General features: G+C 43.9%; 21 protein-coding genes. 9 read left to right on the forward strand and 12 right to left on the reverse strand.

Annotation, left to right across the window (positions count from 1 at the left end; translation table 11 throughout):
• Positions 1-74 precede the first annotated feature (74 nt).
• The 4 genes from ACSYSK_RS09050 to dhaK form a co-directional block, all read right to left on the reverse strand.
• Complete coding sequence (locus ACSYSK_RS09050) at positions 75-1,892, reverse strand: FAD-dependent oxidoreductase (RefSeq protein ID WP_491714811.1); 1,818 nt, start codon at positions 1,890-1,892, stop codon at positions 75-77.
• Positions 1,893-2,437: 545 nt separating this feature from the next.
• Entirely contained in the window at positions 2,438-2,806 is a 369-nt protein-coding gene (gene dhaM / locus ACSYSK_RS09055) for a dihydroxyacetone kinase phosphoryl donor subunit DhaM (protein ID WP_491714812.1), read from the reverse strand.
• Positions 2,803-3,387: a dihydroxyacetone kinase subunit DhaL gene (dhaL, locus tag ACSYSK_RS09060; RefSeq protein WP_491714813.1), complete on the reverse strand. Its 585-nt coding sequence runs from the start codon at positions 3,385-3,387 to the stop codon at positions 2,803-2,805. Before dhaL ends, dhaM begins: the two co-directional genes overlap by 4 nt.
• A gap of 18 nt (positions 3,388-3,405) precedes the next feature.
• Positions 3,406-4,401 carry a dihydroxyacetone kinase subunit DhaK gene (gene dhaK / locus ACSYSK_RS09065; RefSeq protein ID WP_491714814.1) on the reverse strand — a complete coding sequence of 332 codons (996 nt, stop codon included), beginning with the start codon at positions 4,399-4,401 and terminating at the stop codon, positions 3,406-3,408.
• A gap of 151 nt (positions 4,402-4,552) precedes the next feature.
• Between dhaK and ACSYSK_RS09070 the strand changes: the two genes are divergently transcribed.
• Entirely contained in the window at positions 4,553-5,434 is an 882-nt protein-coding gene (locus tag ACSYSK_RS09070; RefSeq protein WP_491714815.1) for a YitT family protein, read from the forward strand.
• A 459-nt stretch (positions 5,435-5,893) separates the two neighbouring features.
• Here the strand turns inward: ACSYSK_RS09070 and ACSYSK_RS09075 are convergent, their stop codons facing one another.
• A complete protein-coding gene (locus ACSYSK_RS09075) occupies positions 5,894-7,534 on the reverse strand; it encodes a peptide ABC transporter substrate-binding protein (protein WP_491714816.1) in 1,641 nt (546 codons plus the stop codon).
• Positions 7,535-7,674: 140 nt separating this feature from the next.
• Between ACSYSK_RS09075 and map the strand changes: the two genes are divergently transcribed.
• The 3 genes from map to ACSYSK_RS09090 are packed head-to-tail and all read left to right on the forward strand — an operon-like array spanning position 7,675 to position 11,584.
• Positions 7,675-8,472, forward strand: coding sequence for a type I methionyl aminopeptidase (gene map / locus ACSYSK_RS09080; RefSeq protein ID WP_491714817.1), 798 nt, complete (start codon positions 7,675-7,677; stop codon positions 8,470-8,472).
• A gap of 30 nt (positions 8,473-8,502) precedes the next feature.
• Entirely contained in the window at positions 8,503-10,437 is a 1,935-nt protein-coding gene (locus ACSYSK_RS09085) for a GTP-binding protein (protein ID WP_491714818.1), read from the forward strand.
• A gap of 34 nt (positions 10,438-10,471) precedes the next feature.
• Positions 10,472-11,584, forward strand: coding sequence for a DUF2325 domain-containing protein (locus ACSYSK_RS09090; protein WP_491714819.1), 1,113 nt, complete (start codon positions 10,472-10,474; stop codon positions 11,582-11,584).
• Here ACSYSK_RS09090 and ACSYSK_RS09095 read toward each other — a convergent pair whose 3' ends face one another.
• The 3 genes from ACSYSK_RS09095 to ACSYSK_RS09105 all read right to left on the reverse strand — a co-directional run bounded on the left by ACSYSK_RS09095 (position 11,585) and on the right by ACSYSK_RS09105 (position 13,073).
• Entirely contained in the window at positions 11,585-11,827 is a 243-nt protein-coding gene (locus ACSYSK_RS09095) for a hypothetical protein (protein ID WP_491714820.1), read from the reverse strand.
• Between the two features lie 46 nt (positions 11,828-11,873).
• Positions 11,874-12,320 carry a MarR family winged helix-turn-helix transcriptional regulator gene (locus ACSYSK_RS09100; protein WP_491714821.1) on the reverse strand — a complete coding sequence of 149 codons (447 nt, stop codon included), beginning with the start codon at positions 12,318-12,320 and terminating at the stop codon, positions 11,874-11,876.
• Between the two features lie 99 nt (positions 12,321-12,419).
• A complete protein-coding gene (locus ACSYSK_RS09105; RefSeq protein ID WP_491714822.1) occupies positions 12,420-13,073 on the reverse strand; it encodes an HXXEE domain-containing protein in 654 nt (217 codons plus the stop codon).
• A gap of 107 nt (positions 13,074-13,180) precedes the next feature.
• Between ACSYSK_RS09105 and ACSYSK_RS09110 the strand changes: the two genes are divergently transcribed.
• The 4 genes from ACSYSK_RS09110 (at position 13,181) to ACSYSK_RS09125 (ending at position 15,822) form a co-directional block, all read left to right on the forward strand.
• The gene (locus ACSYSK_RS09110) at positions 13,181-13,366 is read left to right on the forward strand and encodes a hypothetical protein (RefSeq protein WP_491714823.1); all 186 of its coding nucleotides are present in this window, start codon (positions 13,181-13,183) and stop codon (positions 13,364-13,366) included.
• Positions 13,367-13,564: 198 nt separating this feature from the next.
• A complete protein-coding gene (locus ACSYSK_RS09115; RefSeq protein WP_491714824.1) occupies positions 13,565-15,022 on the forward strand; it encodes a PTS galactitol transporter subunit IIC in 1,458 nt (485 codons plus the stop codon).
• A gap of 332 nt (positions 15,023-15,354) precedes the next feature.
• Entirely contained in the window at positions 15,355-15,630 is a 276-nt protein-coding gene (locus ACSYSK_RS09120) for a type II toxin-antitoxin system RelB/DinJ family antitoxin (protein ID WP_491714825.1), read from the forward strand.
• Positions 15,631-15,705: 75 nt separating this feature from the next.
• Positions 15,706-15,822, forward strand: coding sequence for a type II toxin-antitoxin system mRNA interferase toxin, RelE/StbE family (locus ACSYSK_RS09125; protein WP_491714826.1), 117 nt, complete (start codon positions 15,706-15,708; stop codon positions 15,820-15,822).
• A 131-nt stretch (positions 15,823-15,953) separates the two neighbouring features.
• Here the strand turns inward: ACSYSK_RS09125 and ACSYSK_RS09130 are convergent, their stop codons facing one another.
• Complete coding sequence (locus tag ACSYSK_RS09130; RefSeq protein ID WP_491715885.1) at positions 15,954-16,991, reverse strand: PTS sugar transporter subunit IIC; 1,038 nt, start codon at positions 16,989-16,991, stop codon at positions 15,954-15,956.
• A gap of 369 nt (positions 16,992-17,360) precedes the next feature.
• On the opposite strand from ACSYSK_RS09130, the gene ACSYSK_RS09135 reads away from it, so the two are divergent.
• Entirely contained in the window at positions 17,361-18,329 is a 969-nt protein-coding gene (locus tag ACSYSK_RS09135; RefSeq protein ID WP_491714827.1) for an AEC family transporter, read from the forward strand.
• A 38-nt stretch (positions 18,330-18,367) separates the two neighbouring features.
• On the opposite strand, the gene ACSYSK_RS09140 is transcribed toward ACSYSK_RS09135, so the two are convergent.
• The 3 genes from ACSYSK_RS09140 to ACSYSK_RS09150 form a co-directional block, all read right to left on the reverse strand.
• On the reverse strand, positions 18,368-19,003 hold the full coding sequence (locus ACSYSK_RS09140; RefSeq protein WP_491714828.1) for a TetR/AcrR family transcriptional regulator: 636 nt from the start codon (positions 19,001-19,003) through the stop codon (positions 18,368-18,370).
• A 73-nt stretch (positions 19,004-19,076) separates the two neighbouring features.
• Positions 19,077-20,876, reverse strand: coding sequence for an MFS transporter (locus tag ACSYSK_RS09145; protein WP_491714829.1), 1,800 nt, complete (start codon positions 20,874-20,876; stop codon positions 19,077-19,079).
• Position 20,877: 1 nt separating this feature from the next.
• Positions 20,878-21,825 (reverse strand): ABC transporter permease, encoded by a 948-nt coding sequence (locus ACSYSK_RS09150; RefSeq protein WP_491714830.1) that lies wholly within the window; start codon positions 21,823-21,825, stop codon positions 20,878-20,880.
• Positions 21,826-21,828 lie beyond the last annotated feature (3 nt).

A 21,828-nucleotide genomic window follows, 5' to 3' on the forward strand; every position in this document is an offset into this window, starting at 1 on the left:
GATCCAGCTAAAAAGGAGTTGGAACAAAAAGCCGTGCGCCACTTGCTAATCGTTTTGATGCCCAGCTTACCTTGTTATTCTTTCAAATCTAGCAAGCAATTATCGCGGTATGCCTGTTGTGTTTGTTCGACCCATTTTTCTTTTTTATCAAAGCCACGGACTTTAGCCATTTCACTGACAAAGGCTTGAATTTTCAGCTCCACTTGTTCCGCATGAAACAGTAATAAATTAGTCCTGCGCAACAAATAATCGACCGGCGACACCACCAGCTCATCGGCTAGCGCGTAGTGCAGGCTCATCGTTTCTCCTAAGGTCAATCCCGGCGCCGCTTTTTTCGCAGCTGCCAACACTTTGTTAATATTAGAACCATACAAGTTGGCTAACCAACTGGCATCCTGCTCGCTAACACCGCGCTCAAGCGCCAGTTGGGTGTATTCTTTCATCGTTTCTTCCACGGCTCCCGCTCCCGGGTCAAACTCTCCTCCCGACAGCTGTAATTTGCGCGAATCCACGTACCCCAAACGCACGTTGAATTGTTTAGCCAACATCTTGCGTACTAATTCTAGGGTCTTTTCGGCCATCAAACGGTAATCGGTAATCTTACCCCCAGCAATCGTCACCAAATTGTCGTCAGCAATCGTGAGTGTCGCACCGGGCGAAACCTGGCTATCCGAAAAAAGTTTTTCGTTACTGATCGGCTGCAGGCGACTGATCGCAATTTCAACGTCACGCCTTCCCACTTCTCCTTTAGAGTATGCCGAGACAGCGTTCATCAAATTGGTAAAACTTGCGTCGGTTACCTTACCGCTATTAGACGAACCTCCATTATAATCGGAATCAAGGTTACTATCGAGTAATGGACGCAAGCCACTCCACCCTGCCTGCACGTCTTTTAACTGCAAGTGAATGTCCGGAAACAGCTTATTGATTGCTTGCAACAGGTAATCTGTATCCGACAACTCGACTTTAGGTTGCGCGTAATTGCCAAAATAATTCGTATCGGTCGTTCCAAAATAAGTTTTTCCTTCACGTGGCACCACAAAAATAATCCGCCCATCACCAGCACCAGAATCGGCGTAAGTCGGACTTGGAACACTTAACTTACTACTATCTACTATTAAATGAACACCCTTTGTCGGTTTGATCATCGCTTTGACCGGGCCAGCCTGTTCATCGTTACGCCATACTTTAGAGACCCATGGTCCCGTAGCATTCACAATCAACTTAGCGTGCGCCAAAATTTGATTACCGGTTAACATATCGCGGATAACTACACCGTTGACTCGTTGGTCATCATCATGCAAAAAGCCCGTGACTTTTGCGTAATTTATCATCAACCCACCGTATTGCTCAGCCGTTTTAATATTTTCAATAGTTAAGCGCGCATCATTATTAGAGAAATCCAAATAAACTCCGCCACCAAGCAGGCCTTCTTTTTTAATACCAGGTACTCTTTGCAATACTTGGTCACGGGTCAAAGTATAACTGGCGTTAGCCGTATTTTCCAACCCGGCGATCTGGTCGTAAAGGTGCATCGCCATTTTGACACTGTACATATCAAAAGTGGAATTAGGAGTATCGTAAATCGGCAATAACATTTCTTGTGGCCGCGGAATGTGCGGAGCTATCTGCTGTACGATCGCTCTTTGTTCCACGATATCTTTCACAATCTGAACGTCAAAACTCTTAAGGTAACGAATCCCGCCGTGAACCAATTTAGTCGAATGGGAACTGGCGCCAGCAGCAAAATCCTGCATCTCTACTAAAGCAACCTTGGCACCCGAAGCAGCAGCCTGCGCGGCGAGCCCAGCACCAGTGATTCCGCCGCCAATTATTAGCAGGTCTGCTTCATTTTGCTTGAGTTGTTCAATAACTTCTTGTCTGCGAGACATCACCTTTCTCCTTCCAGTTACATTAATCAAATTTTAAACTATATGATAAAACATCCACGTTTAATATAACATTTTAATATCTAAATTAAAACTGATAATTTATTTTAATTAATTTGTCATAATGCATTGATAGTAATCATTTTTAGTATTAAATTAAGACGGAATTAGGATGAAAATTTTACTATTTCTTAAATGTCCATGTTAACTACACAAAAAAGGAGGAGTTGGGACAAAAAGCGTTTAGCAGTCGAGCACTAGCCTAGTTTCAAAGTAAAACCTGAACTTTGGTTTTATTTTGAAACGTAGCTAGGCACAAACTGCTGCTTTTTGGAGCACGATCAAACAAGTTGTGAGTCAAGCCGGTTAGCGGTCGTAGACTAAGTGGCACTGACAAGCAAATCCTGTACTTGGATTTGTTTGTCAATGTCCTTAGGACCTAGACTGCTGGCTTGACGAACGCGATTAAGTCTATTATTTACGGAAAGCAAAAGGGGGACTGGAACAAAACGGAGTTTTGTCCCAGTCCCTCTGTAGTATTTTATCAATTACTTGATTTTTAACTGCTGCAATTGTTTTTCGATTTCCGCTAACTTAACGTCTGCTTGCAACAAACTAGCCGCAGTATACGCACCCTCGATCAACGCCACGTCATACAGGTGAACTTTTTTAGCAGTCATTTCTTGTGCCATTTCCAAATTCATCTTGGCGCTCCCTAAATCGTAAAACGCTAAAATTTCAGTGGCTGTATTACTCTCAAAGGCAGCTAAGATTTTTTCCATGCTGGTACCGATGCGTTGATCATCAGTACCTCCCGCCGTGGTCAACGGCACATCTTCAGCGACCTGACCGAGTAATTCGGCCAATCCAGCAACGATTTGCGGCGAGTGCGAGACCAAAGTAATCCCTAAACTCATAGGATGTCCTCCTCTAGTAATGCCGTGAACAAGTAACCACTGGAAACCGAACCCGGATCTAAATGACCACTAGAACGCTCACCTAAATAGGAAGCCCGGCCTTTTTTAGCCACCAGATCCTTAGTACTAGTTACCGCGGCCTCGATCTCAGCCGTAGTCAACTTATCTGCCACGACGTCTTTAGTCAGTGGTTCCCAGACGTCGATCATCGTCTTATCGCCGACTTGAGCGCCGCCGCGCTTCTTCAATCCTGCCAAAGCTGCTGGTAATAATTCTTTCATATCGGCAGTCGTCTTGCTTTTCTTACTCATTTCCAAAAAAGCAGTGCCATATAGTGGCCCGGAAGCACCACCCACCTTGCTGATCAGCGCCATTGCCACTTGTTTGAGTCCCGTTGGCAGGTCCGTCGGTGCTTTAGCGGCAAATGCGTCCTTGATCCCCTGCATTCCGCGCGCCATGTTGTTGCCGTGATCGCCGTCACCGATCGGTGTATCCAATTGACTTAAATAATCCTTATTAGCTTCTATTTTGTCTGCAAAATCATTGAGCCAAACCTGTAAATTTTCTGTTGTTAATGCCATAATTTTCCCTCACTTTTCTTACCAGGCGATCGTCGTGACCGGATAGTTTAAATATTCTAGCCATTTGTCGTCCGCCAGCTCCAAAATCGTCAGCGAGATCCCCGCCATTTCCAACGAGGTCATGTAGTTTCCGACCTTCATAAATGCCGGCTGGATGTTTTTAGCCGCTAATTGGTCTAACAAGTTATGGCTAAAGATATACTGTTCCATCAAAGGAGTTGCTCCCAAGCCGTTGACTAATACCGCGTATTTTTTGGCGGGATCTAAGGACAGTTCACCGTCGATTTTTGTCAGTAACTCCGTGACCAAGTCCTTAGCCGGCTTGATTTTTTCTCGTTGATAGCCCGGTTCACTGTGAATCCCCACACCGTATTCGATCTCATCATCTGCCAGTTCAAATCCGGGATGCCCGACTTCCGGCACAGTTGCTGCACTTAAAGCCACACCCAAAGTCTTCAAACGCGGTAACACCGCCTGAGCCAGCTGCTCTAACTCATCAAGACTAGCTCCCTGCGCGGCGGCGGCTCCCAAGATCTTATGCATCAAAACAGTTCCTGCTACGCCACGTCTGCCTTGCGTGTACAAACTATTTTCGATGGCAATATCGTCGTCCACTACGATCGATTTGGTTTCAATGTCGTCTCCTTGAGCCAAGTCCTGTGCCATGTCAAAGTTCATAACGTCGCCCGAATAGTTTTTAATGATCAAAAAAACGCCCCGGCCGTGATCAGCAGCTTTGATCGCTTCGTAGATCTGATCAGGTGTTGGCGAAGTAAAAACCTGCCCGAAAACTGCGGCTGACAACATTCCCTTGCCGACAAAACCCGCATGAGCCGGCTCGTGACCAGAACCACCGCCGGAAACTAACCCAACTACATCTTTCATTGAGTCTTCGTCACTTCTGACTACCGCTTCGGTGCCCTCGATTTGGCGTAAATACTGGGGATAAGAGCGTACTAAACCGTCGACCATTTCACTAACGACATCTTGGGGGGCATTAATGATTTTTTTCATTTACTTCAAGTCCTTTCGTTATTTTTTATTCATTTAACTGTTATTTTACTTTCATTATAACAAATTTATCTGCTCACAACCGCAAATATTTTATTCACCGCTAACGTTTGTTAGAATAAAGACAGTCATTTGCCAGAAAGGAAGTTACGCCATGCCCGATAAAGATAAAAATGAACAAATTCGTGTCCTCGATTTAATCATGATTGCTTTAGGCTGTATGATCTTTGCCTTTTCGCTAGTCTTTTTTAATATTGCTAACCATTTAGCCGACGGGGGCCTAAGTGGTGTGACTTTGATCTTAAAAGCCTTATTCAAATTCAACCCAGCATATTCAACCATCATTTTAAATATTCCCCTAATTTGGATCGGGTACCGTTATTTAGGCAAGCAGGCTTTGATCTACACGATTTACGGCACGGTGATGCTGTCTGTTTTCTTGTGGATCTGGCAGCGCGTTCCATTTCACATCAACCTCGACCACGATTTATTTCTGACATCGGTAGCCGCAGGGATCTGTGGGGGCGCCGGACAAGGATTAGTTTACCGTTTTGGGGGCACGACCGGAGGCGCTGACATCATCGCTAAGATGTTTGAACGTTTTAAGGGCGTGGCAATGGGCCAATCATTACTAGCGCTCGATGTCGTGATCCTTTCGCTATCATTGGTCTACATCGATCTGCGGCACATGGCCTACACTTTGATCTACTCTTACATCGCAACTCGTTTGGTCAACGCGGCGATCGACGGTTCTTACGAAGCCCGCGGCGTTTTGATCATCAGTTTAAAATATCAGGAAATTTCTAGCCAAATCATGACGGAACTCAGCCGGGGAGTCACGATTTTAAAAGCCAAGGGGGCATATTCAAACGAGGAACGGCCGACATTATTCGTAACGGTAGCGCCAAGCGAGCTGCACGAGTTAAAGCAGCTGGTTGATCAAACGGATCCGCAAGCGTTTTTGACGACGTTTAGTGTCAATGAGGCGCACGGGGAAGGATTCACATACTTGCGTAAGAAGAAATTCAAACGGTGAAACAAGCTGCGGAAGCTGACGGTTAGCAGGTGAGCACTAACCTAGGCTGGCAATAAGTCGGGTTAAGACTTGTTGGCAGATGTAGTTAGGCACAACCTGCTGCCAGCTAGAGCGCAATTAATACAAGCTGCAAAGTCAGCCGCTTGGCAACTGAGGACTAGCCTAGACCAACGAAAAAGCCTGAACTTGGATTTTTTGTTGGGCGTAGCTAGACACAAGTTGCTGGCTGACGGAGCGCGATTAAAACAAGCTGCGGAAGCTGACGGTTAGCAACTGAGGACTAGAGTTTAAACAAAGCGTAATTAGTCTGTTGTTTACAAAAACACCAAGAGGAGCTAGGAGAAAATTAAATTTTCTCCTAGCTCCTCTTGGTTTCATTAGCGGTAGCCTTGAGCGCACTCATTTGATCGTGCTCAACTGCTAGCCGCTTTTTACCGCAACTCTCTTTTGTTAACCTATCTATTTAATTTGTAACTCTTTCCAGCCCTGTGACATCCCGGCACTATTATAAACATAGCCATGAATGTTAGTCTTCCAGAGTTGTGCCGTTGCTTGCTGGTACAACGGGATCACTCCTTGGTCTTGCATTAAGATCTTGTGCGCGGCCACCAAATCTTCATAGCGTTGCTGTGGGTCGTTGGCGTCAGTCGAACCCGATTTAGCGATCAAATCATCGTACTGCGTGTTTTGCCACTTACCAACGTTGGAAGAATTATCCGCCGTTAATAAATTCAAAAAGTTGATTGGGTCGGCGAAATCAGCCCCCCAACTGGAAACTACTAAATCAAAATTACCACTGCTCGAACGTGCTAGCCGGCTATTCTTAGGTACGTTAGTCACGCTGACCTTCAACCCCGGCAGCTCACTCAGCTGACTTTGGAGGTATTCGGTGACTTTCTTACTACTGTCGGTGTCATCACCCAAGATTGTCAGGTGTAATTTCTTTTGCCCGACCTCTTGCATCCCTTGGCGCCAGAGTTTCAGCGCGTTTTGCTTGTCGTAAGCAACACCGGATTTAACGTAAGCATCGCTGGCAAAGTCGGCTTTAGTCTGCGGATTAGCGTAAAACTTCGTAGACACAAATCCCTTAGGAACCGTCGAGCCGTCGTGAATGACCTTATCAGTTAAATTCTTGCGGTCAATGATCTGTGACAATGCTTGGCGTACTTTCAGGTTTTTGAGTGCCGGAATCTTGGCTTGATTTAACTGCAAATACATCATCGTTCCGCCACCATAAAGTTTAAAATCCTTACGGTGTTTCAAATTAGCAACCTGTGAGCCGTCCAATGTCACTGCGTCTAATTTATTTTGCTGGTACAAGTCATAGCCAGTCGCTGGGCTCTTGACTACCCGCAGGTTGATCTGTTTGAGGTAAACGTGCTTTTTGTCCCAGTAATTATTATTTTTGACCAGCGCCCATTTTTCGTTGGTGCCATTCCATTTGATCATTTTAAACGGTCCGTTATAAGCCATTTTGCTGCTATCTGTCCCGTATTTTTTGCCATATTTTTCCACGATCTTTTGTTCTTGTGGTTGGAAGGTCGGAAAGGCCAGTAGCTTCTTAAAATACGGCACCGGTTTAGCTAAAGTAACGACCAACTTATCTTTGCTAGGTGCGCTGACTCCCAATTGGTCCGGAGCCATTTTCTTATTTTGGATCGCGTCATAATTTTTAACGCCATCAAATAAATAAGAATAACTAGCCGCAGTCTGCGGGTCAACGGTCCGTTGCCAGCCGTAAACAAAATCCTGGGCAGTTACCGGCGTCCCATCTTGCCACTTGTCATCAGTCCGCAAGTTAAAGGTATACGTCAGCCCGTCAGCAGATACCTGGTAACTTTTTGCCAGTGCCGATTGCGTTTTGCCATTTTTTCCCATCCGGTACAGTCCTTCACCAGTATGATAAAGTTCGGTCAGTGAAACTGATTCCTGCGCCTTAGCCGGATCCATGATCGCGATCTCATTAGGTGTGCTGAGATTTAGCGTGTCTTTGCTACTCGTTTGTTGGTCACTCGTTTGCGTTTTACCGCAAGCCGCCAGACCTACTAACATTAACGTGCCAAGTGCGACTTTAACTAACTGCGCTACTCGTTTTTTCATCCCTTTTCTTCCCTTCTTAGTTAATTGATCTCACCGATTATACCACACATTGCTTACTAAAGATAAGTATTTGCCAAAATTTGTACATCGCTGTGCCGCCAAGTATAATAAGCCCGTAAACTACAGATAGGAGAATTTAATTGATTACTTTAAAATCAGCACGAGAAATTCACGGCATGGCTCATTCCGGCGCTATTTTAGCCGGTGCTCACCTAATGTTACGCGACAAGTTACACGTTGGAATGGATACCTGGGAGATCGAAGAATTAGTAGATAATTACATCACGGCGCACGGCGCGACTGCCTCGGAAAAAGGTGTCGACGGCTATAAGTACGCCACGTGCATCAGCATCAACGAAGAAGTCGCTCACGCCACCCCGCGCAAGGGATTAAAACTTAAAAATCATGATGTCGTCAAGGTGGATTTTTGTGTCAACTGGCACGGTTATCAAAGCGACTCGGGCTGGACTTACATCGTCGGTGAACCCACTGCCGAAGCCCAAAAATTGCTGGCAGTCACCCATAAAGCGCTGTACTTAGGCATCGAGCAAGCTCAGGTCGGCAACCGTGTCGGCGACATCGGCCATGCGATCGAAGAATACGTCGAAACACAAAATCACATGGGTGACGTGCGCGAACTGATCGGTCACGGGATCGGCCCCGGCGTCCACGAGGAACCAGACATTTATCATTACGGTCAAGCCCATCACGGCCTGCGCTTAAAAGCCGGCATGGTGATCACGATCGAACCGATGGTCAATTACGGTGGCGCGTGGGGGATCGATACTAAAGTCGTGCCGGAAACCGGGTGGGAATATTACGTTTCTGCCGACCGTAGTTTTTCGGCACAATTCGAACATACCCTCGCGATCACTAACGACGGTCCGAAAATTTTAACGTCACAAGATCCCGTGGGCGATCAAAAATATCTATTATAATTTGCAAATTTATCTTAAGGAGGTGCAGCCATGAAAGAAAGCGTTGTTGGAATTTTTGCTCACGTCGATGCCGGTAAAACCACGTTGGCAGAAGCTTTGCTATACCAAAGCGGCCAGTTACGTCAGTTGGGACGCGTCGATCACGGCGACACCTTACTCGATTCAGATCACTTAGAAAAAAAACGCGGCATCACCATTTTTGCACACCAGGCTAACTTCACTTATCACGATCTCGCAGTCACCTTGTTGGACACCCCGGGACACGTCGATTTCGCAGCTCAAGCCGAACAAACGTTAAGCGTCTTGGACTACGCGATCTTGGTGATTTCTGCCACTGCGGGCGTACAGGGTTACACTAAAACTCTGTGGGACCTGTTGCAGACTTACCACGTGCCGACGCTGATTTTCGTCAACAAAATGGACACCGCACTGGTCGACTCAAGCCAATTATTAGCGCAACTTAAAGTGCAGTTAGCAGCTGGGTGCCTCGATTTTAGCGACCAAGACGAACTACCGGCCGCCTTATTAGAAGAAATCGCGCTCCAAGACGACCAAGTGCTTGCAACCTACTTGGAAAACAGCACCTTGTCAGTTAAAACCATTCAAGATATGATAGCGGCCCGCCAAATTTTTCCTTGCTATTTCGGTTCCGCCCTCAAACTGACAGGCGTCACCACGTTACTAGACGGTCTGGCGCGCTGGAGTAAGTCTTATGTATCGACACAGCCCCAATTTAGCGGGCGCGTGTTTAAAATCGCCCACAACACCAAGAGTGAACGCTTGACTTGGCTACGCGTCATGAGCGGTTCGTTGCAACCCAAACAACCGTTAGTTGCGGGGCAAAAAATCAATGAACTGCGCGTTTATCAGGGTGAAAAGTACACTACTACTGATCAGGTCAATGCCGGACAGATCTGCACGATCCCGGGACTGACAGATACCTACCCCGGTCAAGGCCTAGGCAAACTGCCCGACCTACATCCACTAATGCAGCCGGTATTAAACTACACGATAGACACTAAGGGACAAGACGAAGCGCGCTGTTTAGCGGCCTTACGCCAACTAGCCGATGAAGACCCGTTGCTTAACGTTTCGTGGGAACCGCAACTCCAACAAGTTACGGTCCAGCTGATGGGCGAAGTACAACTGGAAATTTTACAACAACTGTTATTAGAAAGATTTGACCTGACGCTAACGTTTAACGCCGGCGGGATCATTTACCAAGAAACGATCACCGCCCAAAGCGAAGGAGTCGGTCATTTCGAACCCTTGCGTCACTACGCGGAAGTCCACCTACTATTAGAACCAGCACCGCAAGGCAGCGGACTGACTTTTGCCAGCAACTGTTCTTTAGAAGTCTTAGCCCGCCACTGGCAACAACAAATTTTACACAGCCTACAAGCTAAGGTGCAGCGTGGTGTTTTGGTAGGCGCACCGCTAACGGACGTTAAAATCACGCTGATCGGTGGCAAGGACAATATCAAACACACCAGCGGTGGTGATTTTCGCGAAGCTACGTGGCGCGCTGTACGTCAAGGACTGATGGAATTGCGGCAACGAGGTCACTGTCAGTTACTCGAACCTTGGTATCGTTTTAGCTTGACGGTCGAGCAAAATCAAGTTGGCCGTGCGCTTAACGATATTCAAAAAATGCACGGAACATTTACCCCGCTAACAACGACTAATGCAGCAACGCAAACGATCACCGGCACAGCACCCGTGGAACAAATGCAAGGCTACGCCACACAAGTCCGTGCTTACACTCACGGTCAAGGTCACCTCGAATACAGCCTAGCCGGGTACCGTGAGTGCCACAACGCAAAAGACGTGATCGCCCAAGCCGACTACCACCCGACTCACGATGTGGACAATCCACCCGGCTCAGTTTTTTGTGCGCACGGTGCGGGTTACCCGGTCGCTTGGCAAGAAGTCCCGCAGATGGCACACTACCCGTTACTAAAATAAACTAACAACCTAAATCATAAAAGGAGGGGCTTTTTTGGCAAAAGATGAGTTACTACAAGCCGTCAAAAATGAAATCAAACAATTCGTTGACGCTTTAACGAGTGAAAACATTCAAAGTACCAGCGATAGTATTAAAAGCCAATTAAACATCTTGGCGGCAATCGATAAAGCTAGTTTCTATCAACCTAAACCAACCGCTAAGAACACCACCAAAGAACAGACACCAGAAATTACCCCGGTTAAAACGCCTAAGAAACAACCTGAAAAAATAAGCAAGCCCAGCCTTAATTTTCATGAAAGCGTCAATCACGACCACACCATTATCAAGGGGTATTTTCAACAACGGCTACGGGGCGGTCTCATTCACCGCAAAGAAAATATTTACGTTCCAGAAAAAGTGATTCGCGACCTTGACTTACATCAGGGTGACTTCGTTCAAGCAACCGCGCAAAAGCCGCTCTCTTCTAACAAACAAAAGCAAGAGTACAGTTATAAGCTGATCACAGCCGATCCTAAACACCAAAACGTCAGGACCATCGCTTCCATGGCAATCGTTTTATACAACGAGGAATTGCGCCAACTTTATTTTGAAACTAAAACCGCGGGCGAAAGTTTACCCATCAAGATTTTGCTAAATAACGCCGATGTCTTGCGCTTTCACATCAAAAAAGGCGACGTGATCGACTATGCTTACGAGCCGGACACGCCGCTCAACGGCCGGGTCATTTGGAAATATAACGTTTCTGAATTACCAATGCCCAAGACCACTAAAACGGTCAAAAAGAAAAATACTCAGCCAGCCCCAAAAAGACCGCGAGTTAAACCAATCTTACGGGGATTAAAGATCCTGACTATCGGCGGAACTAACAAAAACCTGCACAAAAATTCGGCAGCCGAAATTACCGAGCGTGAGGGGCAATTTAACTACTTAAGTGGAGATGAACCCCAGGATACGATAGTCGCACAGATCCGCAAGGCCGACCTGGTCGTCGTTTATACCCAAAGTATCAGTCACAAAGCCATGCATTTAGCCAAAGACACCTGCAAAAAATACTCCAAGGTCGTTAGCTACACCAAAAACATCGGCGGCGTGGCATTGGTGCGGCGACTCAGTTTGATGAAAAAGAAACTACCTCCAACTAAATAATCAGTCATTTTCTTGCTCAGTCGGTAGCAAAAAGGAAAATCCTAAACCGAGCACTGCTAGAAATGTCATCAGTACAAAACCCCAGCGATAACCGGCAATCAAGCCGACATTGGGGTTTTTTGCCGTCAAACTAGCTAGTGTGATCACGAGCATCACCAGCGCAGTGCCAAACGAACCGAAAAGTAAGACTGCCATCATCCACGCACGTTGAGTACCCGTAATTGATTGCCTGTTATTTTCCATTTTTTCCTTCATTTTTGTAGCAAGCTACATTTTTTAGCCACGCAAATTAAAAGTTGTGAATGATCTGCGCTAAAATTACACTTAATTGTTTTTGCTGCTCAACGGATAAGTGGGCCACGATCCGGTGATTGACGTCATTCATTACTGCGTAAATCTCTTGGATATGTGTGGCGATCAAGTTTTGCCCTTGAGCCGATAACTTCAACACCACTTGCCGCGCATCGCTGGGAAGTGGCGCCAACTCCAATAAGCCATTATTTTCCAATCGTTTAACGATGCCGCGAATCGTCGGGTGACTCAACACGAAACACTGTGCAACTTCTTTTTGCGTAACCACCCTGTCTTGCGTTTCGTAGAGATAAACTAGCAGGGTGATCTGCGGACCCGTTAAATCATTTAACAAGGACGAAACACGGTTGTTCAACTCCTTTTCGATCAGCGTATTAGCGATTTTAATCTGTGGGCCGATCCGTGCTCCAATTTCTTCTTTCATTAGTATCCCTCCCTAAATGTGTAGCTTACTATATTTATTGCCTAATCGTCAAATTCAAATACTACAGTCGTAAATTTTTTATATTCTTTATTTTTCAACTCAAAGTCCCTTCTCTTTCATTTTGTCAATTACGTTAAACCGTTTGGCTTCTTCCATCGTAAACTCATACGGACTATTTTCATTACGATAAAGTAGGATCGGAACGGGAATGGTTAATATTACTGCGACGATCGTAGCGATAATACCACCTAAATAGTCTCCCCCCGTCACTAGGTGATGGTGCGTCACATAAACTAAATAGTAAATACCTAGGGGCAAATGAAGGCCCACTGCAGTTAACATTCCCGGATTATACCAACGTTTCATCCGCACGTTAAACATTACTCCATGACCTAAGACTTGGATAAAGCCAAAAAAACTTTGTGCTAATCCCAGCCAAATCAAATGTGGTAAAAAAACTGCCGCTAGATAAAAAATATATGCTAGCAGGTTAACCACCATACTACTTTGAACATTACCTGGAAAACGACGGTAATTTTTCTTTTCACCGTATAACACCCGGTTGATCACAATTGCCGCTCCACCCGGCAAACGATATTCTTCGAATTGGTGCAGTAGCAACGCCATGAAATTAGCCATTAAAATTACCTGGATGGACGTCAGTTGATATACTCCCACAAAAATCATGTAAAAAGTTAATAGTACAAAAATTATTAACCCCACATCATACCAATGATGACGATAAAAATTCATTTTAATCTCCCCTTATTGATAATAAAAGTTACAATTGTTATCTTTACTGTAATTACTATACTCAAAATAAAACACTATTACTATCCTTCAAGGAGTTAATTGCACAAATGAACAAAAATGGGAACGTTAAAAAACATTATCGCAAACGACAGATCAGCCAAACTAAAAAAGCCTTCGCCACCGGTGGCATGCACGCAATGCTCACACTATGGATCACCAATGTTTTACAAGAAAGTCCGCGTGAAATGAAAAACCAAGCAAAAATAATTTTAACTCACCTAAACTCAGTATAAAAAATTGAGGAGTTGAGACAAAAAACTTGAGACAAAACAGATACATGATCCTTGGAATACACACCTTTGCCGTACTTACGATAGCTAATACTTGTTAATACCAAAATGCTTGGTACTAGACATTTAAAAATGAATGTGGGTAATATTAATACCTTCAGTAGAAAATTAGGCACAACATTTATTTAAAGGAGAGTTTTTATGTTAGAGCTCGTTAACAAGATTTTTCAGACCTTTGGGGCAGCAGTCGTTGTGCCAATTATGATTTTTATCGTTGCCTTATGCCTGCGTGTTCGTCCTAAAACCGCGATGATGAGTGCTTTTTATGCGGGCGTTGGCCTGACCGGTTTTACTTGGATTATTTCCGCGTTTACTCCAGTTGTTACTAAGGTGATCAAACAAATGGTCAATAATACGGGGATCCACTTGCCGATCGTCGATATTGGCTGGCAGGCTGGTTCTTTGGCCTCGTTTGGTTCGACCGTTGGCTTAAGTTTCTTCGTCTTCGGGTTATTGCTGGAATTATTACTGTTCGTCTTTAAAGTTACCAAGGTCTTCATGCCATCTAATCTTTGGAATAACTTCGGCTTCATGATCTGGGGCACACTGGCTTACTTTGTGACCCACAACTTCTGGCTTTCCTTAGGATTATCAATTTTCATGTTGCTTTATACCCTAGTGTTAGCAGAAATCCAAGCCGATCGCTGGTCCGATTATTACGGCGTTAAAAACGCAACCGTATGTTCCATTCACAATATGGAGCAGGCCTTACCGGCGATTTTACTGGATCCATTGTGGAATATGATTGGTCTTAACAAAATCAAAATGACTCCCGACTATTTTAAAAATAAACTTGGGGCTTTCGGTGAACCAACGACACTAGGTGCGATCTTAGGCGTGATCGTCGGCATCTTGGGCAATCTCAAATCACTCGGTACCCTCAGTGCTTGGGGGCAAATCTTAACTTTTGCCATCGAACTTTCCGCCGTAATGACTATCTTCCCGCTAGTTACCGATGTTTTCTCTAAAGCCTTTTCACCTCTAGCCGAAGAAATCGATAAACAGCGCAAAACTAAGCCAGATGCAACGGCTGAAGACGATCAAATCGCCGATCAGAAACGGTGGTTCTTAGCAGTTGACGATGGAGTTGGTTACGGTGAACCCGCAACGATCATCGCAGGTGTGATCTTGATCCCGATCATGGTACTGATTGCATTTATCCTACCGGGCAACAAAACCTTACCGATCGTTGACTTGATTTCGATCCCATTTATGGTCGAATCGATCGTCGCCGTTACTCGCGGTAATATTTTAAAAGTCATCTGCAACGGAATCATTTGGTTCAGTCTCGGACTGTACGCAAGTAGCTGGTTGGGACAGATCTATACCGGTGCAGTTTCGCATTACGGCGTTGCTTTACCGGCAGGGATCGTGTTGATCACTAGTTTCAACTTGATGGCGCGGCCGTTAAATGCGCTGATCTTCGCGGCTTGGATCTCAAAAAATCCGCTCTGGATCGGACTGACTATTGTTATTTATCTAGTTTCTTTGTACTTCTTACGCACCAAACGGGAACAAATTTGGACTTATCTCAAAAAAATGTCAGAAAAAAATGCTGGCTTCAGTGGCAGCAAAGACAAAATTACCTACGACAATTAAATATAGGAGGTTTTTATCATGACGAAAAAATTAGCTGTTAATTTAGCAGATTAAAGATGCCTTAATAATCCTAATATTAGTTCGCACCGAATTGTATCCAAATTAAAAAGAAGAGGCTGAGACAAAACTCTGTTGTTCCAGCCCCTATTTTTATTTTCCGTAAGTGATAGACTTAATCGCGTTTTTCAGGCCAGCGGTCTAGGTAACAAAACAATCCAAATACAGGATTTGCTTGTTGGTGCCACTTAGTCCATCTATTTTCTAGTACAATATCAGCTACTTATAAAGACAATGTTTAGACATTGTTATATAATAACCAAGAGGTGATTTTTATGGCTTTAAAAGCAAACGAAAAAACGGTTTTTACGATGAGAATTGATAAAAAAGAAAAAAATGAGCTGAAAAAATTATACGGAGATTTAGGATTAGACTTATCGACTGCCGTTAATTTATTTTTCAAACAAAGTCTTGCCAATAACGGCTTACCATTTCGCCCACAGCGGGTCACTTCTAAAAACATTCAGGCTCGTAAAGAAGCCACTAGTGGTAATTTAAAGCAATTTAATAATATTGCTGAATTAATGGCGGATCTAACAAATGAAAATTGAACGTACCCCGACATTTAAACGAGATTTTAAAAAAATAATTAAAAAGCATCATAATATTGATAATTCGAGTTAGTTTTGAATGACCTTTTAAACTATGATCTCGGTAAATTAAAACGTAAATACCATGATCATGCACTAAAAGGTGAATGGCAAGGTTACAGGGAATTACACATTGAAAAAATTGGCTGTTGATTTATAAAATCGAGAATACTCTAATAATTTTAACGTTAGTTCGTACCAGATCACATGATGATTTATTTTAAGCTAAAAAACAAAACCCAGTTTCAGGCTTTGCTTTTTAATTAGGTTGATACTCACATATTTTAGTTGAATTCCAGCGCGAAATCTTGTTCCTTGAAGACGCGGTTACGACACAGCCAGTTGCTAACCAATCCCAATGCGATCGGCAATACTAAGTAAACTAAAATGATCAGTCCCCAATTTAACGGCGTGAACGATAATCCTGCCAGCGCGATCGCCGGGCCTACCAGTCCGGAAAAACCAAAGCCGGCGCTCGCCGCCGTGCCTTGGATCTGACAGATTGCACCGATCCCGCCCATAATGCCTGCATTGACGATCAACGGTAAGAAATTTTGTGGGTGAGCCAGTAGGTTAGCCATCTGCATTTTAGGTGAGCCGAGGAAATGAGCAAGTGAAGTCCCGACCGAATTGACCCGCCAGCCATAAATTGCTAACGCAAATGATGCTGCCGTGATACCTAAGTTAGCACAACCCGCAGCAGTACCGCTAATGCTGATAGCCGTGGCGATGCCAACTGATGATAGCGGCGAAACGATCAGTAATGCAAAAACGATCCCGATCACCACCCCCATCAAAAGTGGCTGTAAGTCCATTAAATGAGCGATGCCAATGCCGATTTCGGTCGTGATCATCCGCACGTACGGCAGTGTCAATTGTCCGATCCCCCCGCCGACAAGCGTCACGACTAATGGCACCAATAAAATAGTGTAGGCCTTTAGCTTTTTACCGAGCAGTAAAATCAAAGCGTAAGCAATCATAATGGTAATAGCAATATTGATCACGTCGCCGCTGCCCTTAGCGATCAGTTGTTGGTGTTGCATCGTGATGTTGCCCGCGCCACACATTGCCGCGAGAGCTAACGAAGAAGTTTGAATGGGCGTCAACTTAGCGGTCATTCCGACACAAGCGCCGCAGATCGCCGGCATTAAAATGGTAGCGATCCCCGTCAGAAATGAAATCGCCCCGCTCAAGCTAGGCGCGACCGGTAATAACAACTTAACGACTAAACTGACTAAAACTCCGGGGATCAGTGCGACGACGATCCCGACCGATAGCCCGTTTAATGTGTCCCACAAAACCTGTCTACTGCTTTTTTTAATATCCATAATATGTACCCTCCTCAATGATGACGCAAAAAAGCCTGCACGTGTGACCGTGCAGGCTTTACTTGTGCTACACAGTCTACCAAAATACGAAAAGACCTGTGTAGCCAAAATTAACTGTAATTTTGGAAAACAGATCAGGTCTTAAAGTATTGATAAAAATAGTAGTACGCAGCATTGGTGTGATTGTTTACGATTTTTGTCATCTTTAAGCCCTCCTGACCTGAATTTACTTTATATCATACGAGCTATCTCAGTTAATTGCAAGCAAATTTTTAAAAATAACTCACCAAATTTTAATCTAGTTTGGTAAGTTGCTCTATTTGCTGTAAAATAAATACAACAAAAAAACAAAGGAAGAAAAACATGTTAGCAACTTTTTTGGTCTCGTTAAATAGCGTGATGATCATCATCTTGATCATCGCACTCGGCTGGCTGTTAGGTAAAAGCCAGATCTTTAGCCCTAATTTTATGAACGACATCTCGACTTTCGTGGTCAATGTCGCTTTACCAATTTCGATCTTTATCGCGACTCAAAAGTACCTGACACGCGGCAATTTTAAACTGCTACTGATCGGCGCCGCGCTTTCATTAGTCGCCATCATTTTATGCTTATTTTTAGCGCAATTGACCGGCAAGGGACTTCACTTACCAAAAGATAAAAATAGCAGTTTTATCAACGGCTATATCAACGCCAACACTTTATTTGTCGGGATGCCACTGAACTTAGCCTTATTTGGTAGCAGCAGTTTGCCTTATTTTCTCTCGTATTTTATCGCCAACACGATCTCAACGTGGGGCATTGGGGTCAATTTAATGTACAAAGACGGCGGCGTCACCAATATCAGTAAGGGTGGAATACTAAGCAAGATCATTAAAATGCTGCCGATGCCGATGTGGGGTTTTATCGTCGGACTAGTATTCTTTTTTGCGGGGATCAAATTACCGCCACAGGATTTTTTATACCAGTCTTGTAATTACATCGCAGGCACGGTAACGCCACTTTCCCTCTTATTTTTAGGGCTGCAACTAGAACGAACGCAACTAGCACAACTCAAGATCCGCAGTTACGATTTGATCGCACAGGTGGGCAAATTCGTGATCTCTCCTGTGATGATGTTGCTAGTTTTAATGCTCAATCAGCATTTAGGGTGGTTTGTTTTACCGAAAATGATGACTGCGACGCTGCTGATCCAATCAGTCACTCCGATGATGACGGTTTTACCGATGATCGCCAAACGCGCACAGTTAGACGTGGCGTTTGCTACCCGTATTTTAACGGAAAGCGTTTTTGTCTTTCCGTTTGCCGTGGTAGTAGTGATGTTGCTGCTATAGGAATTTATGGTCAAAGGCTGCGCACAAAAACGCCGCTTTTATTTCCAACCAGCTAAAATCGCATTGATCCCCATTAAAAATTGCTCATCAGCACTAAATTGATTAGCGGCTGCTCGTAGCGGCTGCATAAACTTTTGAAAAGCAACCGATTTGGACTGAAAGTTATTAAGTGCTGCGACGTCAAGATTCGTATTTTCGTTACCGACAGCTTCATCCCACACAAAACCAATAGTATAAAAAGTCAACGAGTTAATTAAGAAAACCGTCGTTGGCTTAATTTTTAGTCCAACTTTAACAAAATTAGCTAAAAGCTGATCGACTAAGACAAATTCTTTATCCGTCACGATCGGTCGAGTCGAGATCAACGGCAAAATGTTTGGGTGCTGCGCCAACACTTGGCGTAAATGAAGCATCAACTCAGTTATTTGTTTTTGCCAGTCTAAATCTTGGTCAAGTTTAACCGTTAAAACACTTTGCCACACTTGTTCGACTAAGTTATCAAACAGGTCTTTTTGATTGGGAAAATAACGGTAAACTGCCATCGCCGAGACCCCCAGCCGATCGCCAAGTTTCCGCATTGAAAATTTTTCCAGCCCAACTTGATCGAGTAAATTTAATGCTACTTGTAAAATATACGAACTACTTAACGTTTCTTTGGTTGGTCTTGCAGTCAATTTAATTATCCCTTTTCTTAAACCTAATTAAGAAAAATATACCGTAAAAATGCACCGTTAGCAAAAGAAAATCCTACTTTTGGTCGTAATCGGTCCACCACGTCAGCGGCAAACATAAAAAAACGATAATAGCTGCTAATAAATAAGTTTTGCTAAAAGCAGTCGTCAGCTGTTGGTTTTTTTGTTTGTTAATAGTATTCAGGACTGCTCGTAATTCCTGTTTTTGTGCTAACAATTTAATCGCCGTCAAAACTTTAGCCTGACCCGCAGTAAGTTTGCTTACTCCCGCACTTAAAGGTTTTACTGCCTTACTCAGCAGCGGCTCGTTAATACCGCCATTAAATCGGCTCAGACTCGCTGCCAATTTTTCGTTGCCAGCTGCTAATCGTTCCTGCGCCCGATATAACTTGCCGAGTGAATTCTTGCCGTTAGGTCTAGGCAGATCCGTCGTTTGTTTGGCGACAGTTTTAATATTTTTCGTCATGGACTTAATACTTACCTTACTATTTTTCCCAGTAAAAATTGCGTTAATATCACCAATGGCTATGGCTTTAACCTGCGGAGACAAACGATGCTGTTTGACCGTTTGAATCGAATTAGTCTTCAGTTTTGTTTTGGCATTACTGACGTTATTATTCAAAACCGTCACCAACAGCGCCACACCCAAACATGTGCCGATTTGGCGTAATGCGTTGACGATTCCCGACCCGATCCCCGTTTTAGCTTTAGGCAGATACTTAACTGAAGCGACTAGTGAAACCGACGAAAAGCCGAAACCAAAACCATTAACGATTAAGAAAACAACGATTACTGCAGTCGGGGTATTCGTCTTAACTAACGATAGTAATACCAAACTACATGCAATCAAAAAAAGCCCCATCAAGGTAATTAACCTCGCACCCATTGCGTCCAAGATCTTAGTTCCCAGCGGCATTGCAACCATCACGGTCAACGAAACCGGAATAATAATAAATGCCGCATGCAGCGCGCTGTAATTCAAAACGTCTTGCAAAAAGTAATTGATGATCAACATCGGACAAACTAGGGAAAAACCCGTTACCAAATAAACTAAACCCGAAGCCGTCAACGTTTTTTCTTTTAATAAAGATAGTTCAATTAGGGGTGAAGCAACTCGTTTTTCAATCAAATAGAAGGCAACTAACGCTAAAATGCCGACTACTAACGCAGAAATAATTACCGGTGAAGTCCAACCAAATTGCCTGCCTTCGAGCAGCCCAAAAGTAATTGCGCCTAAAGAAACCGTTAAAGCTAACATCCCCAGCCAATCTATTCCACCACTTAAAGTATCGTCATAAGATTCAGCGACAAGAACTGCGATGATCACTAATGCCAAAAGTGCTAGGGGAACATTGATACCAAAAACTAACCGCCATGAACTTACCTGAATGATGATCCCACCAATTGGGGGGCCACTTGCAGCAGCTAATGCCGTGATCGCACCGACCACACTGGAAATCTTAGAAGTATTTTCTTTACCAAAAAGCTCGATCCCCATTGGTAAAACGATTGGGGTGATAATTGCGCCACCGATCCCTTGGAAAAAGCGAAAAACAATTAAAGCTAACAAATTGGGGGCAAACATACAAGCTGCAGAAAAGCCGCCAAAAATAGTTAATCCCACTAGCATTACTTTTTTTCTACCATATTGATCCGCTAATTTGGAACCAGTGATCATAAAGACAGCCAGCGCCAGCGTATAAATCGTTGTCACCCAACTCGTATCGTTCAAGCTGGTATTAAACTGATTCATGATTTTGGGTAAAGCAATGTTAACGATCGTGCTGTCGAGCGTTCCAACAAACATTGCAATCGTTAGCCCCATAAAACTAATAATTTGCTTCGTCTTTGTCATTTTAACGTGCCATCCTCCTTTTTTGTGCCACTACAGCAATTACCGCAAACGCAATTGTATAACCTAATATCATTACTATTGCTAGCGAAATTTCTTTGCTGCCATCTAAATACTTACCGATTTGTGCCAAATAATGCTGCGGCAACCAATATTGAATGCTAGCTTGAATTGAGCCTTTTTTGACCGGAAAAAAGACACCAGAAAGTAGCGTCGTCAGTGCGATCAACATGGTTCCAATCCCGAGCGTTCCCTCATTATTAGCAGTCAAAGTCGCTAGCATTAAACCAAACGACGCAGAAACCAGTGAACTGAGAAGAATTCCACCAAATAATACCGGTGACAATTCGATCCCAAATAACGGCAAAACAATTGTCACACTTAAACTCCCCGTAATTAATAAAACTAAAAAGTTAAATAATAGGTTTTGGATAATATACGAACCAGTTCCTGTTCCACTAAGGAAAATACGCTGAGCTAGGCCGTTACGCTCAACGAAATAAAATTTCGTCAACATGATTGCCAGCATCATCATGCTCAAGGACAAAATACTAAACAGCATTTTAAATGTCTGCTTGGCTTTTCCTGCATTTCTGTGAGTTTTTTTCTGATTCAAAACGGCGGTGAGCTGCTTTTTTAAATTCGTTTTACGAACCGTCGTTACGTGGTACTGACCGTTACTCTTAGTAACATAAGCATCATACTTACCTGTCAGCAGATTTTGATAATAATGATCGTCTTTGCTCACCTTTTTAAAGGTGATCTTTTTCGAATTAAGCTTTGCCGCCAATAATTCTGTGGCACTTGGACGCACTCCCACCTCGGCTTGTGGCGTTTTCATAGTCACAAAATATGCAGCCGCAATTGTCATTGCCAGCAAAACAAGAAGAGTTAATAGCACGTAGCTTTTCTGTTGCCAAAAGCTGGAAAAATTATTTTTTAAAATTATCATTTG

This window comes from Ligilactobacillus sp. ESL1201 (genome assembly GCF_058503265.1).